General features: G+C 69.4%; 13 protein-coding genes. 3 read left to right on the forward strand and 10 right to left on the reverse strand.

The genetic code is table 11. The features are described from left to right. The 3 genes from ACTJKH_RS17265 to ACTJKH_RS17275 all read right to left on the reverse strand — a co-directional run. On the reverse strand, positions 1–2,486 hold a 2,486-nt coding region (locus tag ACTJKH_RS17265; protein WP_440737929.1), incomplete at its 3' end, for a choice-of-anchor G family protein. A 432-nt stretch (positions 2,487–2,918) separates the two neighbouring features. Then, positions 2,919–4,673, reverse strand: a complete 1,755-nt coding sequence (locus ACTJKH_RS17270) for a glycoside hydrolase family 3 protein (protein WP_440737974.1) — start codon at positions 4,671–4,673, stop codon at positions 2,919–2,921. Positions 4,674–4,675: 2 nt separating this feature from the next. Next, on the reverse strand, positions 4,676–5,974 hold the full coding sequence (locus tag ACTJKH_RS17275) for an MFS transporter (RefSeq protein WP_440737930.1): 1,299 nt from the start codon (positions 5,972–5,974) through the stop codon (positions 4,676–4,678). Between the two features lie 139 nt (positions 5,975–6,113). Here ACTJKH_RS17275 and ACTJKH_RS17280 point away from each other — a divergent pair, with 139 nt between their 5' ends. Then, positions 6,114–7,394 carry a TetR/AcrR family transcriptional regulator gene (locus ACTJKH_RS17280; RefSeq protein WP_440737931.1) on the forward strand — a complete coding sequence of 427 codons (1,281 nt, stop codon included), beginning with the start codon at positions 6,114–6,116 and terminating at the stop codon, positions 7,392–7,394. A 13-nt stretch (positions 7,395–7,407) separates the two neighbouring features. Here the strand turns inward: ACTJKH_RS17280 and recQ are convergent, their stop codons facing one another. Further along, positions 7,408–9,438, reverse strand: coding sequence for a DNA helicase RecQ (recQ, locus tag ACTJKH_RS17285; RefSeq protein WP_440737932.1), 2,031 nt, complete (start codon positions 9,436–9,438; stop codon positions 7,408–7,410). Between the two features lie 92 nt (positions 9,439–9,530). Here recQ and ACTJKH_RS17290 point away from each other — a divergent pair, with 92 nt between their 5' ends. Further along, entirely contained in the window at positions 9,531–9,848 is a 318-nt protein-coding gene (locus ACTJKH_RS17290; protein WP_259160574.1) for a GNAT family N-acetyltransferase, read from the forward strand. After that, the gene (locus ACTJKH_RS17295) at positions 9,848–10,765 is read left to right on the forward strand and encodes a pirin family protein (RefSeq protein ID WP_440737933.1); all 918 of its coding nucleotides are present in this window, start codon (positions 9,848–9,850) and stop codon (positions 10,763–10,765) included. Before ACTJKH_RS17290 ends, ACTJKH_RS17295 begins: the two co-directional genes overlap by 1 nt. Positions 10,766–10,851: 86 nt before the next feature. Here the strand turns inward: ACTJKH_RS17295 and ACTJKH_RS17300 are convergent, their stop codons facing one another. The 6 genes from ACTJKH_RS17300 to ACTJKH_RS17325 form a co-directional block, all read right to left on the reverse strand. Continuing rightward, on the reverse strand, positions 10,852–13,812 hold the full coding sequence (locus ACTJKH_RS17300; protein ID WP_440737934.1) for a S8 family serine peptidase: 2,961 nt from the start codon (positions 13,810–13,812) through the stop codon (positions 10,852–10,854). 244 nt (positions 13,813–14,056) lie between these two features. Continuing rightward, complete coding sequence (locus tag ACTJKH_RS17305; RefSeq protein ID WP_440737935.1) at positions 14,057–15,514, reverse strand: sodium/solute symporter; 1,458 nt, start codon at positions 15,512–15,514, stop codon at positions 14,057–14,059. Further along, positions 15,511–15,903 carry a heavy metal transporter gene (locus ACTJKH_RS17310; RefSeq protein WP_440737936.1) on the reverse strand — a complete coding sequence of 131 codons (393 nt, stop codon included), beginning with the start codon at positions 15,901–15,903 and terminating at the stop codon, positions 15,511–15,513. Before ACTJKH_RS17310 ends, ACTJKH_RS17305 begins: the two co-directional genes overlap by 4 nt. Beyond that, positions 15,900–16,619, reverse strand: coding sequence for a LytR/AlgR family response regulator transcription factor (locus ACTJKH_RS17315; RefSeq protein WP_440737937.1), 720 nt, complete (start codon positions 16,617–16,619; stop codon positions 15,900–15,902). The genes ACTJKH_RS17310 and ACTJKH_RS17315 overlap by 4 nt, the downstream gene beginning before the upstream one ends. 9 nt (positions 16,620–16,628) lie before the next feature. Then, a complete protein-coding gene (locus tag ACTJKH_RS17320; RefSeq protein WP_440737938.1) occupies positions 16,629–17,810 on the reverse strand; it encodes a sensor histidine kinase in 1,182 nt (393 codons plus the stop codon). Positions 17,811–17,851: 41 nt separating this feature from the next. Further along, the gene (locus ACTJKH_RS17325) at positions 17,852–18,097 is read right to left on the reverse strand and encodes a YbdD/YjiX family protein (protein ID WP_440737939.1); all 246 of its coding nucleotides are present in this window, start codon (positions 18,095–18,097) and stop codon (positions 17,852–17,854) included. Position 18,098: the final 1 nt, after the last annotated feature.

Raw genomic sequence — 18,098 nt, forward strand, 5'->3', positions numbered from 1 at the left:
ACCGAGACCTCGGTGTTCGCCGGCCATCCCGTGCCCGTGACAGGGAGGCTGGTGCCCGCCTGCACGGTCGCTGCCGCATCGATCGCGGCCGCCGCGGTCACCTCGGTCGTGTCGATCGCGGTGACCGCCCCTGCGGTCGCCGTGACGGTGTACGCCGTGCCGGGAACCGCTGATGCCGGAACCGGATAGCTCAGTGTGAACCCACCCGATGCATCCGTCGTCGCCGTCTCAGGACCACCGACGTCCGCACCGCCACCGGGAGCGGTCAGCTGCACCGAGACCTCGGTGTTCGCGGGCCAGTTCGATCCGGAGACCGCGAGGTTCGTGCCCGCCTGCACCGTCGCCGCGGCATCGATCGCCGCGACCGGAGCATCCGTCACCTCGGTCGTATCGGTCGCCGTCTGCGTGCCGACGCTCGCCGTGACCGTGTAGCCGGTCGCGGCGGGGGTTCCGGCAGGCACCGGGTAGTCGAGCGTGAACGAACCCGAACCGTCGGTCGTCACGAGCTCGGGGCCGCCGATGTTCGCGCCGCCGCCGGGCGCCGTGAGCTGCACCGAGACCTCGGTGTTCGCGGGCCAGTCGGTTCCGGAGACGCCGAGGTCGGTGCCCGCTTGCACGGCGGGTGCCGCGTCGATCGCCGCCGCAGCGGTGACCTCGGTCGTGTCCTCCGCGTCGCTCGTGCCGTCCGTCGCCGTCACCGTGTATCCGGTTCCCGGCACCGTGGAAGCCGGAACCGGGTAGTCGAGAGTGAACCCGCCCGTTCCGTCCGTCGTCACGACCTCGGGGTCGCTCACCGGAGCACCCCCTGGCGCGGTCACCTGCACGGTGACGTCGGTGTTCGCCGGCCAGCCGGAGCCGGTCACGGGAAGACTGGTGCCCGCCTGCACGGTGGCTGCCGCATCGATCGCAGCGACGGCCGCAGCGGCCGCCTTGACAGTCGAAGACCCGAGGTCGAGCGAGACACCGCCGCCCACGGCAGGCAGCAGGTCGATGCCGAGTGCACGCACGGTGAAGCTGTCACCGGGAATGTCGCCCGGCGCGGACTGCTCGTTGATCGTGATGGTCGCCACGCCCGACAGCACACCCTGCAGCACAGGGTCGAGGGTCGAGAGCACGGGTCCCGTCAGCGCGGCGAGCGCCGGCTGCACGAGCGGGATGACACTGTTCAGCGCCGTGTTCACCAGCGGTCCGGTCGTCGTGGCGACGGCCGTCGTGACGGCACTCACCACCGGGTTGAGCAGCACGCCGATGTTGAGCCCCGCCAGTGCGATGTCGGTGGTGACGGTCGGCGCCGGGGTCTGAGTCCCCGCGAACTGCGCGAGGGTTCCAGCCACCGTGACGTCGCCCGAGACGAGGTCGATGCCCGTGAGCGGGTTGGTGAGATCCACCCCGACCGTGATCGTGACGCCGAGCGAGTCCAGCGTGGAATCGAGGATCGTCGCGACCTTGCCGTTCAGGCTGTTCGGGTGCGTCCCGGTCAGCGCCGAAGTGATGCCCTGCTGAACGGCCGCGATCGTGGTCGCGGACAGCACCGGCGTGTTCGCCGGGAGCGAGTTGAGGTCTGCGCCTGCGCCCGTCTCGACGAGGATCTTCGCGAGGTCGACCGAGATCGTCCCATCGTTCAGGTCGACGAGGACCGAGCCCGTGGTGTTCTCGACCGGCTCCTCGAGCAGTTCGGTGACGACCGTGTCGCCGACCGTGTCGATGCCGGCGATCGCGACCGTCCCACCGGTCGCCTCGAAGGCCGCGACGAGCGGCACGTCGGGAATCGCATTGATCGTGTTCACCAGTGTCGTGGCGAGGCCGGTGAGCGCTCCGCCCGGGCCCGCGAGGTTGCTCACGGGGGTCACCGTGCCCTGGATCGCCGACCCCAGCGTGGTCGCGAGTCCTGCGACCAGGTTGCTGTGGAGGTCGAGGGTCAGATCCGCGACGCGATACTCGGACGCGGTCGTTCCCGCGACGGAGGTGGCCCGTGACGCGAGAGCCCCGATACCGACCGACGCCTCGTCGAGCACGGCATCCGTGAGGCCGGCGACGGCGAGCTGATCGAAGAGATCGGTCAGCTCGAGGGTCGCGGGGTTCGTGCTGCCGTCGATCGCACCCGTGTCGATCGCACCACCCGAGGTGATCGTGCCCGAGGAGGCGACCGATTCGGTCTGCGACGGCGAAGAGCTGAAGCTCTGCGTGGCACCCAGGTCGCCCAGCTGCAGCAGACCGCGCGTGGTGCCATCGGTGAGCAGCGGGATGTTCAGCGTGCCGACGTCGATGCTGAGAGCCTCGAGCAGGTCCACATCCAGGCCGCCGAGCTCAGAACCCGGTGCTGCCGGATTGCTGGTGATCGTGTGGCCGAGTGCCGCGATGTCCAGCCCGCCGAGCAGAGCGGCAGGCAGCTGGATGATCTGGCCCTGCGCGACCGACGGATCGGTCGGCTCCGCCGCGTCCAGCGCGTGGGCCGCCGTCGGCACCAGCACACTTGCGAGAATCACCGCTCCGGCTGTTGCGCCGGCGATGCCCCCTCCGATGGCTCTGCGTCGCCGCAGAGTCTTCCCCCTCGTGATTTCCATTCGCCTCTCCCGTGATGCAGATGTTCCGCGTCACAAGGCCCTCCCCAGGCGTCAACACTTGTCGACCGAGCGCATGTCCAGACAGTATTGCGGGATTTCGAATGTTAAGTCCAGCGGGCGTCCAGAGATCTCTCAGGACTCGTCGCTATCTGAGACATTTTGTCACGCCAGAACTCAACCACCCCACAGGTATGCGCTGCGGGGTGGTTCCGCCGGACGAATCTGCGTCCGGACGAGTCGCGGGTGAGGCGCCACCGGAGCCCGCGGACGCACTCCCCGAAACGGCCTCCGACAAGACGCGAAAACGCCCCGCAGGTCGATGCCTGCGGGGCGTTTCGGAGCGTTGCCTGGTTGCTAGAGCGTGAGCCCGTGACCGAACCGGAAGAGCGGGTCGGCCGTGTCGAATGGGACATCGGGGCGGGACGCCTCCACTGCCGCCATCGACCGCGGAAGGTCGAACGGCAGCTTGCCCTGCGCGCTCGCGACGCCGCTGAGTACATCGAGCAGTGCGGCCGCCGACACGCCCCAGTTGACCGTGACGGCCGCAGCCGCATCCGTGATCGGCTGGAGGATCGGCGGACGATCGGCCAGCACGTCGACCACGGTCGGCACCGCACTCGCCACCTCGCTCACGTGGGCGATCACGTCGTCTGCGAAGTCGAGCGAGCCCGCGTGGAAGAAGTTCTCGAACATGGTCTCGCGCTGCTCGAACGGCGCCTGCAGCCGGATGACCGCCAGGTCGGCCTCGGCCGGAGTCGCGACCACGGTGCCGTAGGCCGCAGCTGCGTCGGCGTCGATGCCCTCCACGTAGAGCTTGAGCCCCACCGAGAAGGGAAGCGAGCCGTCGTTCGTCAGCACGGTGACGGATGCACGCTGAGCCGCCTCGCCGGCGGCACGGAACTCCGCGCGCCCGACGACCTCATCCGCGGCATCCTCGTCGACGAACGGGTTCTCGAAGAGCCCGAGTTCGAACTTCTCGCGGAGGATGCGGCGGGCGGAGACGTCGAGGCGCTCCTCCGACACCGACCCGTCCGCGACGAGCTCGAGCAGCAGCTCGGGGCAGTCCTCGCCGCCGAACTGATCCGCGCCCGCATCGATCACCTTGAGCATCCGCTCGCGCGGCGTCAGGTCCTCGACGCCCCACGCCCTGGCGGGGAAGGGCTGGCCGAAGATCTCGGCGTCGTTGATCAGGCCCCAGTCGGTGCACACGAGGCCGTCGAAGCCGTAGCGCTCGCGCAGCAGCCCGGTGATGACGGACTTGTTGAACCCGAATCCGACCTCCTCGTACTCGGTGCCGACGGGCATGCCGTAGTACGGCATCATCTGCCGGGTTCCCGCCGCGAGAGCATCCTCGAACGGCTTCAGGTGCAGTTCGAACTGCCCTCCCGGGTAGACCTGCTCACGACCGTACGGGAAGTGCGGATCCTCGCCGTCCTTCTGCGGTCCACCGCCCGGGAAGTGCTTCGTCATGGTCGAGACGGAACCGGGCCCGAAGCTCTGGCCCTGGAAGCCACGGATATATGCCGCACCGAGAATGCCCGACAGCTCGGCATCCTCTCCGAAGGTCGCGGTCTGGCGAGCCCAGCGCGATTCGGTGGCCAGATCGACCTGCGGATGCAGCGCGACGCGCAGTCCGACGGCCGTATATTCCTGGCGCGCGATATCCGCGAAACGCTCGACCAGCTCGGGGTCGCGCGTCGCGGCGAGCCCCAGCGTCTCGGGCCACTGGGAGAAGGGACCGGCGAGGATCGATGCACCCGGGTTCTCGCTGAACGAGTGGCGCGGATCGGTCGACAGCGTCACCGGGATGCCGAGCCGGGTGTCTGCGGCGAGACGCTGCAGGGCGTTCTGCCATGCGGCGATCTCGCGTCCGGTCGGAGCCGCACCCAGCAGGTTGAAGTGCGTCATGTTCTTCGCGTGCACGAAGTCACGCGCACTCGGGGTCGCGAAGATCGGGTTCGCCTCGTCGAGGTCGCCGATCGCGATCATCGTGTGGAAGAACAGCCCTGCCTTCTCCTCGATGCTCATCTCGTCGAGGAGAAGCTGCACACGGTCGTCGACGGGAAGGCTCGTGTCGAGCCACGGTCTGGCGGTGGTCACGTCTGTCATGGTCACTTGACTCCCTTGATGCGGTAGACGAGGACGGCGCCGGCGAGTGCGACGAGCGCACCGAACAGGTACCAGGTGGTGTATCCGCCGAGCGGGGTGGCCGCTCCGAGGGCGATGATGCTCGGGGCGATCGCAGGAGCGATCGACTGCGGGAGGGCGTTGGCGATGTTGAGCACGCCGAGGTCCTTCGCCACGTCGTCGGGATTGGGGAGCACCTCGGTGGCGAGAGCGAGGTCGACGGACAGGAACGACCCTGCCCCGAGGCCGATGATGGCCTGCGCGACGATGACGACCGCGATCGACGGCGCGAGGGCGAGGATCACGAGCCCGACGACCATGATCACTCCGGCGATCGCGACGAACGGGCGGCGCTTGCCGATCTTGTCGGACAGGAAGCCGCCGAGCGGGGCGGAGATCGCCATGGCGGCCATCGAGGCGAGGTTCGCGATCAGGATCGTGCCCACCGCCGCCTGCTCGTCGAGCGCGAACTTGTTGACGAGGTAGAGCGGCAGGAAGGTCGCGATGCCGGCGTAGCCGAACATGACGAAGAACTTGGTCAGCCAGGTCCAGCCGAAGTCGGGGTGCTTGCGGGGGTTGAAGACGAACGAGCCGAAGAACGTGCCGATCGTGAAGGGGGTCGCGGGCTTCGTCGTCAGACGGCGGTCCTTGAGTGTCAGCACGAACACGACGACGAGGATCAGCGCGATCGCGCCGGGCACGACGAATCGCTCGAAGTCACCGGGGAGGAAGTTCACGATGAAGCTTCCGGCGAGGATGCCGATGGGAGTCGTGATGCCGATGATGCCCGAGACCTTGCCGCGGCTGGACACGGGCACCTGGTCGGGCAGCGTCGCGTTGGCGGCGGCGAGCACGGCATTCATCGCCGCCTGCACGAGGCACCACGCCAGCATGACGACGAGCACCGAGGTCGCGGCGCCGATGATGACGAAGCCGCCGAGTCCGACGATCGCACCGCCGAGGATCCACGGGCGACGCATGCCCCACTTGGAGGTGGTGCGGTCGGAGAGGCGGCCGACCAGCGGGTTCGCGATCAGGGCGAAGGCGGCGCCGACACCCATCACGAGGCCGAGGCTGCCCTCGGTGTTCACCGGGTCGAGGCGCTGGATCTTGAACGCCATCGACACCATCACCGGCGTGAGAAGCGCCAGGTAGACGCCGAAGTTCACGGCGGCGAGTCCGGGAGTGTAGCCGCGCGGGGTCTTGAGGGGCGTGGTGCCGGGGGCTTTGAAGCCGGTGGTTCCGACGGCCGCCGCGGTGGCGGCCGATGACAGCTCTGTCATGGGGGGTCCTTTCGGGCAAAGGGTGCGCCGGTCCTCCGCGACTCGGCGTCGAGAGATGACGATACACGAATCTCGACCGTTTGGTAAGTGAATGTCTACCGATTGGTAATGAGAGAGAATGGGACGGAAGGGGGCAGCGATGACGACAGTGGCGACAGGCTCCCGTCAGGCGCGCGCGGCCGAGACCCGTCAGCGCATCGTGGACGCTGCCCGCGAGCTCTTCATCTCGAACGGCTACCGGTCGACGTCTCTGCGCGACATCGCGGCGGCGGCCTCGGTCAGCCACCCCGGCCTCCTCGGCCATTTCGCGTCGAAGGACGACCTTCTCGCCGAGGTCGTCGCGGGCTTCGAAGCCGACAACGAGAAGGACTTCGACCTGATCGCCGCGGCATCGGAGCCCGGCGGGCTGATCTTCGCAGACGTCGCGCGCCGCAACGCCCGCACACCGGGCTACCTCGAACTCTTCGCCGCGCTCACCGGTGAGGCCTCAGCCCTCGAGCATCCCGCACACGAGCGGATGCAGGCACGGTACGCACGCCTGCGGTCGCTGAGCTCCGAGGTCCTCGAGGATGCGGCGCTGCACGGTTCCGTCGACTCCGACCGCGACGTGTCGGCGGAGACGACCCGCCACATGGCCGGCTGGGACGGTCTCCAGCTGATCTCGCAGTACCTCCCCGACCGCGTCGACGTCGTGGACATGCTCGAGGAGCGCGAGTCGCTCTGGGCGATGCCGTTCGGCTGGCGCGATCCCGACCAGCCCGCTCCTGCCGCGGAGTCCGCGGGCCCGCTGCCCGCGCTCGACGGCACGACCGTCGACGGAGCCCCCGACAGCGATCCCGGTTATGCCGTCGGGCGACGACGGCGAGCGCAGATCCTCGCCGATGCGATGCGACTCTTCTCCCGCGCCGGCTACGGCGACACGAGCCTGCGCGACATCGCTGAGGCCGTCGGGGTGTCGAAGTCGACGCTGCTGCACCACTATGCCTCGAAGGAGCTGCTGCTCAGTGCCGTGCTCTCGGAGCGCGACCGGTCGATCCAGGAGCGCACGAATGCTCACGGGAAGGAGCGGGCCGCCGACGTGCTCCGCGCCGTCCACCAGGGCGCCCTCGTGAATGCCCTCGACGAACCGGGGCTGATCGAGGTCTACGCGGTGCTCTCGTGCGAGGCCGTGCCCGCGGGCCACCCCGCCCACGAGTACTTCACCGAGCGGTTCCGAAAGGTGATCGACCATTTCGCGGAGCTGTTCCGGCTCGCGCAGGTCGACGGGGACCTTCCCGATCACCGCGACCCCGAGCACGAGGCCGTCTGGCTTCTCGCGCTGTGGGACGGGCTGCAATACCAGTGGCTGTACGACCGCGATGCCGTCGACGTCGCGGCGCACCTGCGCGCGCACATCGATGACGTGCTCCCCCGAGCATGAGCGACGCCCGGGATCAGGATGCGGCGATGACTGCCAGCACGCCCTCGCCGTAGCCGTCACGCTTCTTGGCGCCGATTCCGGTGATGCCGTCGAGGTCGGCGAGTGAGGACGGACGATGCTCGGCGAGCGCGCGCAGCGTCGCGTCTCCGAAGACCATGTACGCCGGCTTCCCCTCCTCGCGAGCGGTCTCGGCGCGCCACGCGCGGAGCGCCTCGAACAGACCGCGGTCGGCCGCATCCAGAGCATCCGCCGCGCTCGCCTTGCGTGCCCGCGGGCTGGAAGCCGGTCGCCCGATCGTGTCTTTTCGCAGCGGCACGGGCGTCTCGCCCTTGAGCACCCCGGCCGACTGCTCGCCCGGGGCGAGCGTGCCGTAGTCGCCCTGCGCCACGATGATCCCACGCGCGAGGAGCTGCCTCACGACGCTGCGCCAGTCCTGATCCGAGAGGTCGGCGCCGATGCCGTAGGTCGCGATCTTCTCGTGGCCCTGCTGGCGGATGCGCTCGGTCGACGCGCCGCGGAGGATGTCGATCAGATGCCCGGCGCCGAACGACTGGTTGCGCTCGCGCTTGAGACGAACGATCGTCGAGAGCAGCTTCTGCGCGGGGACGAGTCCGTCGAAGGTCTCCGTCGTCTCGAGGCAGGTGTCGCAGTTCCCGCAGGGCTGGGAGTCCTGACCGAAGTAGCCGAGAAGGTTCTGCCTGCGGCATTCGACCGTCTCGCACAGGGCGAGCATCGCGTCGAGGTGCTGTCCCATGCGCATCTTGAAGGTGCGGTCACCGGGGCTCTGGTCGATCATGCGGCGCTGCTGCACCACGTCGCCCAGACCGTAGGCCATCCACGCGATCGACGGCTCGCCGTCACGACCCGCACGACCCGTCTCCTGGTAGTACCCCTCGACCGACTTCGGGAGGTCGATATGGGCGACGAAGCGCACGTCGGGCTTGTCGATGCCCATGCCGAAGGCGATCGTCGCGACCATCACGACACCGTCTTCTCGCAGGAAGCGCGACTGGTTCTTGGCGCGCACCTCGGCGGGGAGACCCGCGTGGTACGGCAGGGCATCGAACCCCTGCGCCGCGAGATAGGTCGCCGTCTGCTCGACGGATTTGCGGCTGAGCGCGTAGACGATGCCCACCGAGCCCTCGGGCTGCGCGCGGATGAACGCGACCAGCTGCTTGCGCGGGTCGACCTTCGGCACGATGCGGTACTGGATGTTCGGGCGGTCGAAGCTCGCGACGTAGTGCTTCGCGTCGTCGAGGCGCAGCCGCTCGGTGAGCTCCTTGTGCGTCGCCCGGGTCGCGGTCGCCGTGAGCGCCATGCGCGGCACACCCGGGAACCGCTCGCCGAGGTCGCCCAGAGCGAGGTAGTCGGGGCGGAAGTCGTGGCCCCACTGCGACACGCAGTGCGCCTCATCGATCGCGATGACGCTGAGGGTTCCCCGCTGCAGCAGTGCCGTCGTCTGCGGCGATGACAGTCGCTCGGGCGCGACGTAGATGAGATCGAGCTCGCCGGCGACATACGCACGCTCGACCTCACGCCGCTCGTCGATCGACTGCGTGGAGTTGAGGTACGCCGCACTCACGCCGTTGGCCCGCAGCGCGTCGACCTGGTCGTGCATGAGCGCGATCAGCGGGCTGATCACGAGCCCCGTGCCCTCGCGCACGAGCGCGGGCACCTGGTACGTGACGCTCTTGCCGCCACCGGTCGGCATGAGCACGACGGCATCGCCGCCGCCGATCACGTGCTCGACGATCGCGGCCTGGTCGCCGCGGAACTCGTCGTAGCCGAAGACCGTGTGCAGCGCCTCACCCGCGCTCGGGTACCGGCTGGGGGCAGCGCGCCGCACTGCGGGAGCGGACGGAGGCCGCGACGACGTCACCGGCGTGACCGGTCCAGGGCCCCAGTCGAGAGGCGGCTCGTATCCCTCACCCTGCGGCACCCAGTCCAGGGGCTCCGGCGGTTCGGAGGGCTCCCACTCGGCGCCGTCCCAGGGCTCGTCTGCGTACGGCAGATCCTCGTACGGGTCACGGGGAGTCTGCGGCATCCCTCCAGCGTAACGACCCCCGCCGACGCCGGCCGGACCTTCCACGCTTCTCGCGGGCGTAGGTTGGACGCAGACGCCCGAAGGAGCCTCCGATGACCGACATCACCGTCACCCGCAACGACGACGAGTCCCGCTACGAGATCCGCACCGACGGAACGCTCGCCGGCTTCGCGGAGTTCGACCTGCGCCCGGGCTCGATCCGCTTCATCCACACCGAGCTCGACCCCGCCTTCCAGGGTCAGGGCCTGGCGGGCATCCTCGCCGAACGCGCGCTGACGGATGCCGTGGCCTCGGGCGAGGCGATCGTGCCGCTCTGCCCGTACATCGCCAAGTACCTCACGACCCACGAGATCCCCGGGGCGGAGATCCGCTGGCCGAAGCGCCCCGGCACCGCACCGACGGAGGCGTGATGATCGGGGAACGACGCATCCTGCTCGAACCGCGCGAGGTCCCACTCGGCGGTGTGCGCGGGATGAACGTCCTGCGCGTGCTGCCGCATCGCAACCTTCCGACGATCGGAGCCTGGTGCTTCCTCGACCGGTTCGGGCCGGCGGACACCCGGATGCGGGTCGAACCGCACCCGCACATCGGGCTGCAGACGGTCACCTGGCCGCTCGTCGGCGAGATCCGCCACCGCGACTCGCTCGGCAGCGACGCCGACCTGCGACGCGGCCAGCTGAACCTGATGACGGCGGGCAACGGCATCTCGCACTCCGAGTACTCGATCGGCGACGACCCGATCCCCCTCGACGCCCTGCAGTTCTGGGTCGCGCTCCCCGAGGGCGCCCGACAGGGAGCCGGTGGTTTCGAGCGCCACACCGACCTTCCCGCCGTGTCGCTCGCGGCCGACGAGGGAGCGGATGCCACCGCCACCGTCGTGCTCGGCGAGTTCGCCGGCACCGTCTCGCCCGCGACCGTGCACACCCCGATCGTCGGCGCCGAGATCGTCGTCCCCGCCGGAACCCGCGTGAGGCTGCCGCTGCGCACGGACTGGGAGCACGCGATCATGCTCGTCGAGGGGGACGCGTCCGTCTCGACGCACGAGATGACGCAGAACGACATGCTCTACCTGGGCGATTCGAGGGATGCCGTCGAGGTGGCCAGCGCCCAGGGCGCCCTGCTCTTCGTGATCGGCGGCGAGCCGTTCGACGACGAGATCGTCATGTGGTGGAACTTCGCCGGTCGCACCCACGACGAGATCGCCGAGGCGCGCACGGAGTGGGAGGCGGCATCCGCTCGTTTCGGTGTCGTCGAGGGGCACGACGTGCGGATCCCCGCGCCACCGCTGCCCGACGTGCGCCTGATGCCACGCGGCCGCCGGATCTGACCCGCACCCGCACCCGCATCCGCACCAGCACCCGCGGACGGAGCGGCGCCCCGCGCTCNAAGAGCACGGGGCGCCGCCCCTGATCCCTACTCTGCGTCGACCGTGACGATCGTGCGCACCTGCGACTCGCCGTACTGCACGAGTCCGAGGTAGCGGGTGCCGGCGGTGAGGTCGGTCCAGCTGAGGTCGTAGCTCGTCGCCTGGCCTCGCACCGCGTCGATCGGGTTCGGGTTCGCGGTGAACGCCCCCTCGCCCTCGGGCTGCACGTTGGCGTAGGTCATGTCCCACGTCATCGGAGCAGAGGTGGCATAGACGTTCGCGACCACCAGGTAGGTGCCGGCCGTCGGAGCAGGCAGCGTGACCTGCTCGTCGGCCGAGCCCGTCGCCGACTGCCAGCGCTCGTAGTAGCGCAGGTCGTCGGGGCTCACGACCCGGTAGACCGTGAGGTCGAGGTCGCTTCCGGTGTCGTCCGACGAATCGAGGTCGAACCGCGAGAGCGTCGTGCCCTCGGGCACATCGACGATCCACGACACGTCCTTGTTCTCGTCGCCCGAGGCCTCGTCACCCGAGTGACCGGTGACGCGACCGTCGGGGTCGTCCAGCAGCGTGAACGGCGTCAGACCCGACAGACCGAGAGCGAGCTGGCCGTCGACACCGGGCGTGATCTCGACCGTGGTCGAGCCGTCGACACCCGTGCCCTCGACCTCGGCGGGAGCATCCGCCGTGACCGGGAACACCGCGATCGGCGAACGCACCGTCTGCTTCTTGTTCGACCAGGTGAGCGAGCCGGTCGCCCACTGCTCGACCGGCGCGCTCTGGTTGTCGAACGTGACCGTGTAGGTCGCCTTCTGGCCCGCCTTGGTGAACTTCAGTGTCGACGGCTTCACCGTCACCTTGACGCCGGGCAGATCGACGGATGCCGTGAACGTGCCCTTCTCGGTCGCGGTGACCGTGCGGGTGACCGTCTGCGCGCTGGCCAGCGATCCGATCGAGAACGATGCGACGTTGAGGTCGCTGCCGTCGATCGGCTCGACGCCGTCGAACTCCGCGAGCCCCTTGCCCTCGAGGAACGCCGCCCAGTCGGGCACGTCGTTCAGATAGAGCAGACCAGGGTTGAAGTAGCGCTTCGGGTCGACCTGACCCGCGCCCTGCTGGAACGGGTCCTTGTTCTTCGAGCCGTCGGCGTTCACGGTGTCGTACGCCGTCGTCATCATCGCGGACTTGATCTCGGCGGGCTTCGCCTTCGGGCGCTCACCGAGGTAGAGCGCTGCGAGGCCGGCGATGTGCGGTGATGCCATCGACGTGCCCGACAGGATGCCGAACGTCGGCTTCTCACCCGGGGCGTTGTTCGTCGCGGCGAGGATCGCCACACCCGGAGCCGCGATGTCGGGCTTCATGATGTCGCTGCCGTCGGCGAGCATCGGCCCGCGGCTCGAGAATCCGGCGATCTGGGGCACGGGAGTCACCACACCGGTCGTGTTCTTGCCGACGAGCGTGATCGGACGATCGGTGCCGCCCTTGACGTACGCCAGCACGGCGGCGCGGTATGCCGACGCGAGGTGCACGGTCGGCACGGCGTGGAAGTCGTTGTCGAGAGAGTCGGCGCCTCCGGGGACGTTCACGAGGACGACCCCCTTGCCGCCGGCATCCTTCACGACCTGGGACTTCTCGGCGCGGGCGTTGCCGCCGCGGTCGCAGACCACGATGTGGCCGGTGACCTTCGCCGGGTCGATGCTGCCGGGCAGGCACAGCGCCGCGTCCGCGGCAGTCTTGCCCGCGGCCGGTGCGTCGCCCGCGTAGATCGAAGGCCCGGTGACGGTCGTGCCGAACGGCACGCTCACCGATGCTCCGGCCTGCGCGAAGCCCGGGAACTGCACGGTTCCCTCCCAGGTCGGGATCGTGGATGCCGCGACCGTGGTGTACCACGGGGAGGCGTGGTCGGCGGTGACCGGGTCGGGTCCGTCGTTGCCGGCGCTGGCCGCCACGAAGACGCCTGCGGCTGCCGCGTTGAAGAACGCGATGTCCTCGGGGGCGAGGACGGTCGACGCCGCTCCACCGCCGATCGAGTAGTTGATCACGTCGACCCCGTCGGCGACGGCCTGGTCGATCGCAGCGATCAGGTCGCTGCCCGCGCAGATGTCGTCGGTGGTGACGGTCTCGTCGGGTCCGACGTAGCAGGCCTTGTAGGCCGCGACCTTGGCGCCGGGCGCGACGCCCGAGACCTTGCCGAAGTCGACGTTCTCGATCGACGCCTTCACGCCGAAGTTGCCCGCCGCGGTGCTCGCGGTGTGCGAGCCGTGGCCGTCGCCGTCACGCGGCGAGAGGTAGTCGTACTGGAAGTCGAAACCGGCAGCCGCGGCGCCGGAGGAGAAGTACTGGGCGCCGATCAGCTTGGTCGAGTAGTCGCTCTTGTCCCACTCCTGCCCTTCGACCATCGCGCCGCGGAACTGGCCGCCGTCGGACTTGTCGAAGTACACGTAGCTGCCGTCGGTGTAGGGCTGGGTGCCCTTGTGTCGCTTGTCGCTCTTCTTCTGCTTCTTGAGCTTCTTGCCCTCGAACGAGGGATGCTCGGGGGCGATACCGGTGTCGATGACACCCACCACGACACCCTCGCCCGCCTTGTCGACGCCGCCGGTCTGCTGCCAGACACCGCCGCGGCCCTTCTTGTCGTCGCCGAGTCCGAGGAAGCTGGTGGACGTCTGCGCGTCGGGGTGGCGGATGAAGTCGGGATAGACGCCGTAGACGTCCTTCGAGGCACGGAGCTTGTCGACCTGTGCGCCCGAGAGTTCGGCACTGAACCCGTTGAGGACGACCTGGTACGTGGTCTCCGGAGTGACGCCTGCCTCCTCCGCGACCGTCTGCTGCTCGGTCTCGAGGTGCTGGACGTAGCGCTGCGAATCCTTCGACTGCGTCTCGAGCTGCTCGCCCTCGGCCGGCTTCGTCGCCTTCAGACCCTTGACTTCGCCGGTGTAGCTGGCGAGCGGGTCGGACTTCAGCACGACGATGTAGTGTCCGGGCGTGCCTTCGACCGGTGTGGGGTGTGTCACCCCCTCTGCTGCATAGCCTGCGGTTGCCGTCGATGCGATGAACAGCGTGGCCAGGGTTGTGGCCGCTGCCATCCGGAGGGGTGTTCGACCCATGTGCTTCTCCCGATGATCTCCGTGCGACTGCGTTGCCGCACCGCCGCTCAAGCTACGCCCGCCTTCCGTCTACACACCAGGGTCGGGGGAGATTCCTAGACGAACGGCCAGCACAGTCGCCATTGGTCGACCCGGCGAGCGCCGACCTGTCTCAGAGTCGTTCCGGGGAGTGCACGCGGGCGAGGAACCGCGAGGTGCGCGGCGAGGGTCCCCGCGGATCGAGCAGCGACACGATCACGGTGACGGCGGCCGCGAGCGGGATGGTCCAGGCTGCCGGCTGCGCGAGATAGGGAGCGGCGACGCCGACTCCTCCGATCGCCCCGTGGATCAGCAGCGCCAGCCCCGCGGCGAGTCCGCCTGCCGCCATGCCGGCCACCGCACCGCGTGCGGTGAGGCCTCGCCACCAGACGCCCAGCAGCACCACCGGGGAGAGGGTGGATGCCGCGACCACGAAGACGACTCCCACGCTCGACACGAGTCCGGCCGGCGCCGTCATGAGCGCGACCGCGAGGGGCACCAGGGCGCAGAGGACGGCCGACACCCGGAACGAGCGCACGGAACCGGAGAACACGTCCTGGCTGATCACCCCGGCGAGCGACACCACGAGGCCCGCCGAGGTCGCCAGGAACGCCGCGAATGCGCCGGCGACGATCAGAGCCGTCAGCAGCTCGCCGAAGACCCCGGGGAACACCCGCGACGGCAGCAGGAGCACGACGGTGTCGGCGATGCCGGGCACGGCGAGATCCGGCGCCTCGATGCGGGCGAGCAGACCCATCGCGCTCGACACCGCGTAGAAGGCGCTGACCATGGCGATCACGATCACGGTGGTCCTGCGTGCCGAGACCCCGGTCGGGCTCGTGTAGAAGCGCACCAGCACGTGCGGCAGGCCCATCGTGCCCAGCAGCAGAGCGAGCAGCAGGGATGCGGATTGGTAGGCGTCGAACCCCGAGGGCCCTGCTTCCGCCGGGAAGACGAGACCGGGGTCGAAGTCGTGCGGTCCCCCGCTGAGCGCGAAGGCGATGCAGATGACCGGCACGAGAAGAGCGGTGAGCTTCAGCCAGTACTGGAACGCCTGCACGTAGGTGATCGCGCGCATCCCTCCTGCAGCCACGGCCGCGGCCACCAGCACGGCGACCGTCACCGCGCCCACCCATTCGGGCAGCCCCGCGACCACGACGAGCGTGATGCCGGCTCCGTGCAGCTGCGGCACGATGTAGAGCCATCCGATGATCAGCACGGCCAGGCTCGTGACCCGACGGGCGGATGTCGATTCGAGCCGCGCCTCGATGAAGTCGGGGATCGTGTACGCGCCGCTTCGACGCAGAGGGGCGGCGACGAACACCAGCACGAGCAGGTAGCCCGCCGCGTAGCCGATGGGGAACCAGAAGCCCCGGGCGCCGTCGAGCAGCACGAGACCGGACAGACCGAGGAAGGTTCCTGCCGAGAGGTACTCGCCGCTGATCGCCGAGGCGTTCCACACGGGGCGGACGGTGCGCGAGGCCACGAAGAAGTCGCCGGTGGTGCGCGAGACCCTGAGCCCGTACACGCCGATCAGCAGCGTCGCCAGAATGACCAGGGCGACACCGACGAGGTTGGCGACCGCGTTCACTCGCGGTCCCTGAGTGCGCGATAGCGACGCTCGTTGCGGCCGGCGGTGCGCGCGTAGAGCAGGGCGAAGACGAGGATGATCGGATAGAACGCGAAGGCCTGCAGCAGCCATGACAGCGGCACGCCCCACAGGGTGACGCTCTCCATGCCGGGAATCAGCGCCACGGCCAGGGCGAGCACCACCACGACGACGACGAACCCGGCGACGGTGCCGAGCGCCAGGCGCAGCTGGCTGCGCATGAGAGCACGCGCGTAGACCGCATCGGCCTCATCGACGGGGGATCCTGGGAGCGCGATGCCCCGGGTGAGGGTCTGCGGGCGTCGGGGCGGCAGGTCGGCCGTGACGCGCACCCTCTTGGGGGTCTCCGCCCTCTTGGGGGTCTCGGTCATGGCCCGACCTCGCCGCGCAACAGCGCCTCACGCACCGTGGGCACGAGGCGTCTGCTCACCGACAGCGAGACGCCGTCGATCACGAGCGACGGATCGGAGCCCGACAGCCGCGCCTCGGTGACCGCCGAGATCCGCACGAGCACCGAACGATGGATGCGCAGGAACCCGGCATCGGCCCATCTGCTCTCGAGCTCGGAGATCGGGATGCGCACCAGATGGCCGGTGCCGTCGTCGGTGTGCAGGCGCGAGTAGTCGCCCTGGGCCTGCGCCCAGACGACGCTCTTGCGATGCACGAAGCGGACGGCGGATCCGACCGTCACCGGGATCACCTCGTCATCGCCGGATGCCGCGCTCTCGCCGAGCTCGAGCACGCGATCGACGGCTCGACGCAGCCGCTCGGTGCGGACCGGTTTGAGCAGGTAGTCGGCGGCGCGGAGCTCGAACGCCTCGACGGCGCGTGCCTCGTCGGCCGTCACGAACACGACGGCCGGCGGATCGGCGAGGGCGAGGAAGGCGCGGGCGAGCTCGGTGCCGAGCAGCCCCGGCATGTGGATGTCGAGGAACGCGATCCGCACGGCTCGCTCCGAGAGCTGACGCAGTGCGTCGGCACCGGTGCGCGCGGTGAGGATCTCGCCGATCCGGTCGTCGGTGCGCAGGAGATGCACGAGCTCATCGAGCGCGGGCTGCTCGTCGTCGGCGACGAGGACGTCGATCATGAGCGCACCTCAGTCGTTGTCCGGATCGTGGAGCGGTTGCGACTTGGGCACCCGCATCCGCACCAGGGTACCCGCGCCGGTGTTGGTCTCGACCACGAGTCCGCCGTCGGTGCCGTACAGCTGGCGAAGACGCGTATCGACGTTGCGCAGACCGATGTGCAGCCCTTCGGCTCCGTCGGTGAGCAGCTCGCGAAGCGCCTCCGGGTCCATCCCGATCCCGTCGTCTTCGACCGTGATCTCGGTGTGCGTGCCGTCATCCCTCGACGCGATGCGGATCTCGCCGCCTCCCTCCCCCGGTTCGAGGCCGTGACGCACGGCGTTCTCGACCAGAGGCTGCACCGAGAGGAAGGGGATGACGGTGGCGAGAGTCTCGGGGGCGATCTGCAGTGTGACCCTCAGTCGGTCGCCGAACCGGGCACGCTCGAGCTCGAGATACGAGTGGATGCTGCCGAGTTCCTCCGCCAGCGTCGTGAACTCGCCCTGCCTGCGGAACGAGTATCGGGTGAAGTCGGCGAACTCCAGCACGAGGTCGCGCGCGCGCACCGGGTCGGTGTGGATGAAGGAGGCGATGGCCGTGAGCGCGTTGTAGATGAAGTGCGGTGAGATCTGGGCCCGGAGCGATCGCAGCTCTGCCTCGGCCAGCTGCGTGCGCGAGCTGTCGAGGTCACCCAGTTCGACCTGGGCGGCGCACCAGTCGGCGACCTCTTCGGCCGCGCGGACGAGCGAGGCCCGCACCGGTGCGGCGAACGCGACCACTGCTCCGATCACCCGGCCGTCGACGAGGATCGGCGCACCGACCCCTTCCAGGTCGTCATCGGCACCCGGCGAGGGGAACACCTGTCGACGCCCCGGCGCCGTGACCTGCTCGGCGATGCGCACCGCGGCCGATTCCAGCCCGTCCGAGGGGCCGTCGAACGACAGGGTGCCGTCGGCATCGACGATCGCGACCGCCGCGCTGCCGAGCAGCACCCGAAGGTGGCGGGCAGCCTTGACCACGTCGGGGCCGGCGAGGCCCGCGCGCAGGTGCGGCGCCGCCAGACTCGCGTGGTGCAGGGCGGTGAGCGCCGCCCGCTCGGCATCGCTGCCGAGGTCGGCCGCCCCGCGCGCGAGCCGACGGGCGAGCAGCAGCAGCACCGTGAGCACGACGCCGCCGAGCACGCCGAGCACCGCTGCGAGAACGACGTCGGTCATGCTCTCAGCCTAGGCACTCGGCGGTCGGCGACGACCGCGCCTCAGCAGCACCGTGCGCCCGGATTCCGATCCTGATCGTCCATCCGCTGCCGCCAGAACTGCCGCTCGGTCATCGGCTCCTCATTCGGATGCTGCCGCCGGTGATGCGCGACGTAGGTCGCGTAGGCGCTGTCGCCCATCAGGGTGGTGATGTACCAGCGGATGCCGCGACCCACCCGTCCCGCGCCGCTGAGAAGCGTGCGCAGGAGGGTGGTCGCGGCATCCGCGCGGTTCACGATGTCGGCCATC

This window comes from Microbacterium sp. 22215 (assembly GCF_052045655.1).
GTDB lineage: Bacteria > Actinomycetota > Actinomycetes > Actinomycetales > Microbacteriaceae > Microbacterium > Microbacterium phyllosphaerae.

Bases quoted from the DNA above. Each gene is read 5' to 3' on its own strand.
- ACTJKH_RS17315 (WP_440737937.1), bottom strand. From the start codon at position 16,619: ATGATCGACGTCCTCGTCGCCGACGACGAGCAGCCCGCGCTCGATGAG.
- ACTJKH_RS17320 (WP_440737938.1), bottom strand. From the start codon at position 17,810: ATGACCGACGTCGTTCTCGCAGCGGTGCTCGGCGTGCTCGGCGGCGTC.
- ACTJKH_RS17280 (WP_440737931.1), top strand. From the start codon at position 6,114: ATGACGACAGTGGCGACAGGCTCCCGTCAGGCGCGCGCGGCCGAGACC.
- ACTJKH_RS17290 (WP_259160574.1), top strand. From the start codon at position 9,531: ATGACCGACATCACCGTCACCCGCAACGACGACGAGTCCCGCTACGAG.
- ACTJKH_RS17295 (WP_440737933.1), top strand. From the start codon at position 9,848: ATGATCGGGGAACGACGCATCCTGCTCGAACCGCGCGAGGTCCCACTC.
- recQ (WP_440737932.1), bottom strand. From the start codon at position 9,438: ATGCCGCAGACTCCCCGTGACCCGTACGAGGATCTGCCGTACGCAGAC.
- ACTJKH_RS17270 (WP_440737974.1), bottom strand. From the start codon at position 4,673: ATGACAGACGTGACCACCGCCAGACCGTGGCTCGACACGAGCCTTCCC.
- ACTJKH_RS17325 (WP_440737939.1), bottom strand. From the start codon at position 18,097: ATGGCCGACATCGTGAACCGCGCGGATGCCGCGACCACCCTCCTGCGC.
- ACTJKH_RS17310 (WP_440737936.1), bottom strand. From the start codon at position 15,903: ATGACCGAGACCCCCAAGAGGGCGGAGACCCCCAAGAGGGTGCGCGTC.
- ACTJKH_RS17275 (WP_440737930.1), bottom strand. From the start codon at position 5,974: ATGACAGAGCTGTCATCGGCCGCCACCGCGGCGGCCGTCGGAACCACC.